The organism is Treponema saccharophilum DSM 2985 (assembly GCF_000255555.1).
GTDB classification, from domain to species: Bacteria; Spirochaetota; Spirochaetia; order Treponematales; family Treponemataceae; genus Treponema_D; species Treponema_D saccharophilum.
Window position 1 is genome coordinate 1 of the sequence record NZ_AGRW01000033.1, and the last position, 9,074, is coordinate 9,074.

Below are 9,074 nucleotides of genomic sequence, written 5' to 3' on the forward strand. Positions count from 1 at the left end.
GGGGCCGACTTACCCAGGGCAGATTGCCTTTACCCTGGAAACCTTTGGTTTTCGGCGGACGGGGATCGCACCCGTCTTTTCGTTACTTATACCTGCATTCTCTCTTCCAAGTCCTCCAGGAGCCCTCGCGGGTCTTCCTTCATCGGTTATTGGAATGCTCCCCTACCAGTCACACCAGAGGTGTGAATCCATAGCTTCGGTATCATGCTTAGCCCCGTTTCATTGTCTGCGCACGGATGCTCGACCAGTGAGCTGTTACGCACTCTTTTAAGGAATGGCTGCTTCTGAGCCAACCTCCTGGCTGTCTGTGCATCCGCACTTCATTTCACACTTAGCATGATTCTGGGACCTTAGCTGATGGTCTGGGCTGTTTCCCTCTCGACTACGAACCTTGTCGCACGCAGTCTCACTCCCATAGGCTGGGTAACGGTATTCAGAGTTTGATTGAGTTTGGTAGGATTTGACTCCCCCGCACTCATCCAGTGCTTTACCCCCGTTATCTTTCTATGAGGCTGTCCCTAAAGGCATTTCGGGGAGAGCCAGCTATTTCCAGGTTTGTTTAGTCTTTCGCTCCGAGTCACAGGTCATCACTACCTTTTTTAACAGATTACTGTTCGGTCCTCCACTCGGTTTTACCCGAGCTTCAACCTGCCCATGACTAGATCACCTTGGCTTCGGGTCTATGGCATGCAACTTAAATCGCCCTATTCAGACTCGCTTTCGCTTCGGCTCCGGGACTTCAATCCCTTAACCTTGCTGCATAACATAACTCGCAGGCTCATTCTACAAAAGGCACGCCACCACCCTTGCGGGCTATGACATCTTGCCAGTTAATGGTTTCAGGTTCTATTTCACTCCCTTTACAAGGGTTCTTTTCACCTTTCCCTCACGGTACTTGTTCACTATCGGTAGCTGTGTAGTATTTAGGCTTGGATCGTGGTCGACCCAGATTCCGACAGGGTTTCACGTGCCCCGCCGTACTCAGGTACTGCATCAGCAAGACTAAGGGATTTCGCATACGGGACTTTCACCCACTTTGGTTAGCCTTCCCAAACTATTCTGCTATCACTTAGTTTTATGACTTGCCGGGTCATCCCCATGCAGCCCTACAACCCCGGAAAACCGGTTTGGCCTGATCCGCGTTCGCTCGCCGCTACTTGCGGAATCTCAATTGATGTCTGTTCCCGAGTTACTTAGATGGTTCACTTCACTCAGTATCGCTCTGCCACCCTATTTTATTCAGGTGCGCAGTGACTGGATCACTCCAGCCGGGTTACCCCATTCGGAAATCCACGGGTCAAAGGATATGTGCTCCTAACCGTGGCTTATCGCAGCTTATCACGTCCTTCATCGTCTCACAGCTCCATAGGCATCCACCATTAACCTATAATTCGCTTGACCATATTATCTTTTCCACTCAACGAGGCGAATAAAAACTCATTGAGTAAAACCTTCTTCCTTCCCTAATCGTGTTTCAAATAACTTTAGAACCTCTGATTCAGTCCTGATGGGACGGGATAGAGTTGAACTATCGACCCCCGCCTTATCAGAGCGGTGCTCTAACCAACTGAGCTACCATCCCCTATATACAAAAACCAGCGAAAAAAGACAGACGAGGAAAACCAGGCTCAAACCAAGTTCTCGTCGGCTGCGTACACCGCAGCCACTTTTTATTACCTTCTGCCTTGCAGAAGGAGGTGATCCAGCCGCACTTTCCAGTACGGCTACCTTGTTACGACTTCACTCCCCTTACCAGTCATACCTTAGAAAGCGGCCCCCTTGCGGTTAGCCTACCTGCTTCGGGTATCCCCGGCTCGGATAGTGTGACGGGCGGTGTGTACAAGGCCCGGGAACGTATTCACCGCGCCGTGCTGATGCGCGATTACTAGCGATTCCAGCTTCACGGAGTCGAGTTTCAGACTCCGATCCGAACTACGGTGAGTTTTTTGCGTTTCGCTTAACCTCGCGGTCTTGCATCGCTTTGTACTCACCATTGTAGCACGTGTGTAGCCCTGGACATAAGGGCCATGATGACTTGACGTCATCCCCGCCTTCCTCCGACTTGTCGTCGGCAGTTCCGCCAGAGTCCTCGCCATTACGCGTTAGTAACTGACAGTAGGGGTTGCGCTCGTTTTTTGACTTAACAAAACACCTCACGGCACGAGCTGACGACAGCCATGCAGCACCTGTTCAGGGAGGTATTGCTACCGGGGCTCATCTCTGAGCCTTGCCCCTGTATGTCAAACCCAGGTAAGGTTCCTCGCGTACCATCGAATTAAACCACATGCTCCACCGCTTGTGCGGGCCCCCGTCAATTTCTTTGAGTTTCACCCTTGCGGGCATACTTCCCAGGCGGCACACTTAAAGCGTTAGCTACGGCACCCACTCTTAAGAGCGGACACCAAGTGTGCATCGTTTACTGTGCGGACTACCAGGGTATCTAATCCTGTTTGCTCCCCGCACCTTCGCACCTGAGCGTCAATCATGTGCTGGTGACCTGCCTTCGCCACCGGTGTTCTTCCTAATATCTACAGATTTCACCCCTACACTAGGAATTCCGGTCACCCCTCACTGATTCAAGTTCAGCAGTATCAAAAGCAGCACCGGAGTTAAGCTCCGGTATTTCACTCCTGACTTACCAAACCGCCTGCGTGCCCTTTACGCCCAATAATTCCGAATAACGCTAGGGTCTTACGTGTTACCGCGGCTGCTGGCACGTAATTAGCCGACCCTTATTCTCAAGCTACAGTCACCACGAGACCATTCCCTGTCCCGCTTATTCCTCACTTGCTAAAGGACTTTACAACCTTCCGGCCTTCATCGTCCACGCGGCGTGGCTCCATCAGGCTTTCGCCCATTGTGGAATATTCTTAGCTGCTGCCTCCCGTAGGAGTCTGGGCCGTATCTCAGTCCCAATGTGTCCGCTCACCCTCTCAGGCCGGATACCCGTCATTGCCTTGGTGGGCTTTTACCCCGCCAACAAGCTGATGGGACGCAGGCCGTTCCTTCGGCGCGGCCGAAGCCGCTTTCCTCGGTGGCTTCCGAGACCACCGACCTTATTCGGTATTACCCGGTATTTCTACCGGCTATCCCCATCCAAAGGGTACGTCACCAACGTGTTCCTCACCAGTCCGCCACTCTAGGGAAGTGCAAGCACTTCCTTGCCGTCCGACTTGCATGCTTAAGACCCGCCGCCAGCGTTCATTCTGAGCCAGAATCAAACTCTCCATGATTATTCTAAACCCCCGAAGGGGTAAAGATTCAATTTCAAATTTGGTTCCTTCCGTATCTCAACGGTAGGCCCCGTTAATCCGAGACCTTGGCATTCGAAGAACCTGGTTAGCGACCGTCCCCGGTCGCTCTCCATGTCTATCTTTTTCCTTCACTGATTCCTGTTATCGGTTTCAAATAGCTCTGTCCTTCCGGACAGGTTTCGCATCCGCTTCGTTAGCGGGTGACGGTGAACATAGCATAAATGCGAAAAACGTGTCAACAGCACTTCGAAAAAAAAATAAATTTTTTTTCCGGGGGGCGGAAAAACGACCTGCAGCTGGAGGGAGCGCCCGGGGAAAATCGCCGAATTCCGGGACCCCCTCAGACGCGCGAGAACGCGCTACAACGGCCTCGAAAGGGCTCGGACGTGAAATTACTCAAAAAATCGTTTTGAACGCGCCTACGGGCCGTTAAATGGCCTTAGAGGGCTTCTCCGAGGGCATGCTCGACCACCCAAATTCCGGGTTCCGGAAAAATCGCCGGGGAATTCCGGAAAAGCGTCAAAATTTCAGGACCCCCTCAGACGCGCGAGAACGCGCTACAACGGCCTCGAAAGGGCTCGGACGTGAAATTACTCAAAAAATCGTTTTGAACGCGCCTACGGGCCGTTAAATGGCCTTAGAGGGCTTCCCGGAGGGCATGCTCGACCGCCCGAATTCCGGGTTCCGGAAAAAATGCGGTTTTCGGGGTCTTTTTCCGGGATGGTTTTACCTGACGATTCCCCTTCGCTGCATCTCCGTGAAGACGGCGACGTCGAACATGAGCCCGTCGGGGATGAACGTGTCCGTGTCCTCGGCCGCGGCGCGCACGTCGGCCGCCACCTGCGCCCACTCCGGGAGAGACCTCGCCTTCTCCATGCGGATTTTGTCGCGGTTCGTCTCGCGCTTCGCCTTCCTGGCTTCGGAGGTGTCCTCGGCCTTTATTTGCTTGAGGGGCGCTATCTCGCGGCACTTGAAGATGATGCCGCGGATTTTCCTGCCGCCGCCCTTCCTGATGATTTCGGCCTCCACGGTGAAGTCGAGCCCCACGGAGTTCAGCTCCTCGAGCGGCTTCTTGACGATGCGCACGATGAAGTTGTTCGTCCGGTCCTTGTAGAGGTCGCCGAGCTGGAACATCTCGCGGATTTCGTCCAGGGGAAGCTCGAAGGAGTGCCACTCGCCGGGCAGGTTACCGAACTTGCCCTTGGTGTTGTAGAAGGAGCGGCAAATCTCGTAGTAGCGGATTGCGTAGAACGAGCGGAGCTTGCCGACCTTGTCGAGCTCGATGTTCGAGTACTTCCTGCGGATGTCGAGGGCAGCCCTCATGACGAACGGGTTGAAGACGAGCTCTATCGTCCCGGTAGGCCTGTTGTAGTTCGCGCGCGAGAACCACGGCAGGTAGGTGGTGTCGGTCAGGGTCTTTATGAGGACCGTCTGCTTTGTCGCGGTGCTTATGGCTTCCTCGATGGACTCCCTCTGGAAGCCGCCGTTCTCGATGCCCATGACGTTGCAGAATTCCTGGATGGTGAAGGTCGCGGAGAAGTCGGTCCACTTGAATTTGTCCCCGAGGTTCGAGAGGTCGGTCTTCCTGTAGTTCTCCGGGTTGAAGACGGGGACGATTTTGTATAGCCCCATGACGATGAGTTTTTTGGTCATGACGGGGCAGGTGTAGAAGGCCCGGCTGACTTCGTTTGACTCGTTTAGGAAGCGGGCGTTTTCGCTCGCTTTCACGATTTCGGATTTTCGCATTTTTTTAGCGGCGCTCCCCTATATGTATTTAAAAGTAGTTATGTATTTATAGGCTCGGGAACCCCTTATTTTACTAGGCTTCCCGCGTTTCAATGACTACGTAACTACGTCCCATTGACTACGTAACTACGTCAAATCGCTCTGTAAGACTACTTAACTACGTGAGCTGTTTTGACTCAAATTTCGGTTTTGCAATGACGTACGCGTATTATACGACTACAAAAAAAAAAAAAGAGTCTTACAACGACTCACAACTGTGAAAAAAGTGAGTCATTGAAAAAACGCCCTTTTTTTTGCGATTTTTTTTCGGGAACCCTAGTAAAATAAGGCTTCGCGAGGTCGACCGCCTCGGGGCGACGCTCGAAACGACGCAAGTTGGCAAATTTGCCCCGTTTTTTTTGACGATCGCGAAAAACGGCTTATATTCTGTCCGCGCGGGTGCCCCGGTCGGGGGCGGAGTCGCCGTCCGCATGACGTCGACAAGATGTCGTATGACAAGTGTTTTTCCGCCCCCGCGGTGGGTACGGAGCGCAGGAGGAGTCTATGAAAAAGGATTTGCTTTCCCACGAGGAGACGTGCGCCCTGGCGAGAAGGGCGCGGCTCGGTGACGTCTCAGCCAGGAACAGGCTGGTCGAGTGCAACATGGGCCTCGCGATAGACGAGGCGTCCCGGGGCAAGTACAGGAACAGCGGGCTCCCCCTCGACGACCTGATGAGCGAGGCGGTCCTCGGGCTCATCAAGGCGTCGGAGCGGTTCGACCCGGACATGGGCTGGAAGTTCAGCACGTACGCCGTGCCCTGCATCCGCCAGGCCATATTCGACGCGCTGAGCGAGAAGACGCGCGACTTCAAGGTGTCCCGCGATATGGTCTCGAAGGCGCGGGCCGCCCGCGAGGCGTTCGACTCGACGGACAGCTCGAAGAGCTCCGCGCGACGCCTGTCCGAGGCCGCCAGGATTGCCGGATGCTCCGAGCGGAAGCTCTCCGAAAGGCTCTCGTTCTCGCCGTACGCGGAGAGCCTCGACGGGATGGCTGAGGACGGCGGCCCCGGGGCGGCGCAGGGGTTCTGCAGGGACGAGCGGACGACGACCCCGGAGGAGGAGCTCGTCCGGAAGATGGACGTCCAGGCACTGCGCGTCGCGCTCTCGGGGCTCCGCGCGTTCGACGAGCGGATGTTCTACGTGATAACCGAGCACAGCGGGATTTTCTCCAGGGACGGAGCGGGGAAGCCGTTCTCCGAGATTGCGAAGGCGATAGGGCTGTCCAAGCAGCAGGCGTGCAACATCGAGAAGAGGGCGAGGGAATTCGTGAGGACGAGGCTTTCCGCGTGATTTTTCCCCGAGCGGGGGCCCGTTTGCGAGGGTACCCCCTCTGGGAAGCCCTCTACGGCCATTTAACGGCCCGTAGGCGCGCCAGAACGCAAAAATCGCGTAATCATGCGTTTTAGGGGGTCAGGCGCTTCACGGGCCGTTTTCGCGCGTTTGGGAGGGGCATGAATTTCGCCGTTTTTCCGGAACCCGGAATTCGGGCGGTCGAGCATGCCCTCCGGGAAGCCCTCTAAGGCCATTTAACGGCCCGTAGGCGCGTTCAAAACGATTTTTTGAGTAATTTCACGTCCGAGCCCTTTCGAGGCCGTTGTAGCGCGTTCTCGCGTGGCTGGAGGACATCCCGGAATTCGGCCTTTCCGGAGCCGGACATCCCTCAGGGCAAAAAAAAATCCGCCGGGTTTGACGGCGGATTGAAATGGGCAAAAAAAAGCCCGCAGCGACCTACTTTCCCACCTTTCGGCAGTATCATCGGCGATGGGGAGCTTAACTTCCGAGTTCGGAATGGGATCGGGTGGATCCTCCCCTCTATGGCCACGGGCAAAATAAACAGATTAATTTGGAAAAAGGTCCGGTAAGGAAACGATAATATGGCCAAGCCTCACGACTTATTAGTACTGCTCGGCTGAACGTCTCGCGACGCTTACACCTGCAAGCCTATCAACCTCATAGTGTCTGAGGAGTCTTCAGGGGAATCGAGTTCCCAGGGAAATCTAATCTTGTGGCCGGCTTCCCACTTAGATGCTTTCAGCGGTTATCCGTTCCGAACTTAGCTACCCGGCACTTACCCTTGGCAGGATAACCGGTAAACCAGAGGTTCGTCCATCTCGGTCCTCTCGTACTAAAGACAGATCCACTCAAATTTCCAACGCTAACAACAGATAGGGACCGAACTGTCTCGCGACGTTCTGAACCCAGCTCACGTACCGCTTTAAATGGCGAACAGCCATACCCTTGGGGCCTGCTCCAGTCCCAGGATGCGATGAGCCGACATCGAGGTGCCAAACTTTCCCGTCGATGTGAACTCTTGGGGAAAATCAGCCTGTTATCCCCGGAGTACCTTTTGTCCGTTAAGTGATGGCCTTTCCACTCAGTACCATCAGATCATTAAGACCTGCTTTCGCACCTGCTCGAGATGTCTCTCTCGCAGTCAATCCACCTTTTGCCTTTACACTCGTACGATGATTTCCAACCACCGCGAGGTGAACTTCGCGCACCTCCGTTACAATTTAGGAGGCGACCGCCCCAGTCAAACTGCCTGCCTAACCCTGTCCCCACTCCTGCTTCAAGGCGCGGGTTAGAAATCCCATTTATCAAGGCTGGTATTTCACCATTGGCTCCATCCAAGCTGACGCCCAGACTTCGCAGCCTCCCAGCTATCCTACACATGACAAATAGGATCCCAGCGTTAGGTTACAGTGAAGGTTCACGGGGTCTTTCCGTCTAATTGTTAGTAGTCGGCTTCTTTACCGACATATAAATTTCACCGAGTATCGCGTTGAGACAGTGCCCAGAATCGTTACGCCATTCGTGCGGGGCGGAACTTACCCGCCAAGGAATTTCGCTACCTTAGGACCGTTATAGTTACGGCCGCCGTTTACTGGGGCTTCGATTCACAGCTTCGATTGCTCTAACCGCTCCTCTTAACCTTCCAGCACCGGGCAGGCGTCACCACCTATACGTCTCATTGCTGATTCGCAGATGGCTGTGTTTTTGGTAAACAGTCGCCTGGGCCTGCTTTCTGCCGCTCCAATCTTCAACAAACGGAGCCACACTTCTTCCGAAGTTACGTGTGCATTTTGCCGAGTTCCTTAACGCGATGTCGCTCGTGCGCCTTAGATTACTCATCCTACCAACCTGTGTCGGTTTCCGGTACGGTTTTGTACACCTGAACCTAGTCACTATTTCCTGGCACCTTGATTACGTCCACTTACTGAGACTATCTTCTCAGCTTAGCCCGCAGCTCATCTCTTCCCGTAATTTAACCCGGGAATCAACGCATCGCTGTTTAGACAGGGACAACCGTCGCCCTGCTGGATTTCACCTCATGCGTCATGACATCGAAATGTACAAAGTGTTGGAATATAAACCAACTTCCCATCGGCTACGCTTTACAGCCTGACCTTAGGGGCCGACTTACCCAGGGCAGATTGCCTTTACCCTGGAAACCTTTGGTTTTCGGCGGACGGGGATCGCACCCGTCTTTTCGTTACTTATACCTGCATTCTCTCTTCCAAGTCCTCCAGGAGCCCTCGCGGGTCTTCCTTCATCGGTTATTGGAATGCTCCCCTACCAGTCACACCAGAGGTGTGAATCCATAGCTTCGGTATCATGCTTAGCCCCGTTTCATTGTCTGCGCACGGATGCTCGACCAGTGAGCTGTTACGCACTCTTTTAAGGAATGGCTGCTTCTGAGCCAACCTCCTGGCTGTCTGTGCATCCGCACTTCATTTCACACTTAGCATGATTCTGGGACCTTAGCTGATGGTCTGGGCTGTTTCCCTCTCGACTACGAACCTTGTCGCACGCAGTCTCACTCCCATAGGCTGGGTAACGGTATTCAGAGTTTGATTGAGTTTGGTAGGATTTGACTCCCCCGCACTCATCCAGTGCTTTACCCCCGTTATCTTTCTATGAGGCTGTCCCTAAAGGCATTTCGGGGAGAGCCAGCTATTTCCAGGTTTGTTTAGTCTTTCGCTCCGAGTCACAGGTCATCACTACCTTTTTTAACAGATTACTGTTCGGTCCTCC

2 protein-coding genes, 1 tRNA gene and 4 rRNA genes are annotated in these 9,074 nt (G+C 54.0%); 1 reads left to right on the top strand and 6 read right to left on the bottom strand.

Annotated features, from left to right (window positions below; all coding sequences use genetic code 11):
• The 4 genes from TRESADRAFT_RS02275 to TRESADRAFT_RS02290 all read right to left on the bottom strand — a co-directional run.
• Window positions 1-1,401: ribosomal RNA gene (locus tag TRESADRAFT_RS02275) — 23S ribosomal RNA — on the bottom strand; the annotation flags it as partial.
• Window positions 1,402-1,508: 107 nt separating this feature from the next.
• Window positions 1,509-1,582 (bottom strand) — tRNA-Ile (locus tag TRESADRAFT_RS02280).
• A 108-nt stretch (window positions 1,583-1,690) separates the two neighbouring features.
• Window positions 1,691-3,233: ribosomal RNA gene (locus TRESADRAFT_RS02285) — 16S ribosomal RNA — on the bottom strand.
• A 747-nt stretch (window positions 3,234-3,980) separates the two neighbouring features.
• On the bottom strand, window positions 3,981-5,000 hold the full coding sequence (locus TRESADRAFT_RS02290; protein ID WP_002702450.1) for a replication initiation protein: 1,020 nt from the start codon (window positions 4,998-5,000) through the stop codon (window positions 3,981-3,983).
• Between the two features lie 543 nt (window positions 5,001-5,543).
• Here TRESADRAFT_RS02290 and TRESADRAFT_RS14850 point away from each other — a divergent pair.
• Window positions 5,544-6,329, top strand: coding sequence for a sigma-70 family RNA polymerase sigma factor (locus tag TRESADRAFT_RS14850; protein ID WP_002702452.1), 786 nt, complete (start codon window positions 5,544-5,546; stop codon window positions 6,327-6,329).
• 425 nt (window positions 6,330-6,754) lie between these two features.
• On the opposite strand, the gene rrf is transcribed toward TRESADRAFT_RS14850, so the two are convergent.
• Window positions 6,755-6,865: ribosomal RNA gene (gene rrf, locus TRESADRAFT_RS02300) — 5S ribosomal RNA — on the bottom strand.
• Window positions 6,866-6,913: 48 nt separating this feature from the next.
• Window positions 6,914-9,074 (bottom strand): 23S ribosomal RNA (locus TRESADRAFT_RS02305); the annotation flags it as partial.

Excerpts from the sequence above, each read along its gene's own strand:
- TRESADRAFT_RS02290 (WP_002702450.1), bottom strand. The coding sequence starts at position 5,000 with ATGCGAAAATCCGAAATCGTGAAAGCGAGCGAAAACGCCCGCTTCCTA.
- TRESADRAFT_RS14850 (WP_002702452.1), top strand. The coding sequence starts at position 5,544 with ATGAAAAAGGATTTGCTTTCCCACGAGGAGACGTGCGCCCTGGCGAGA.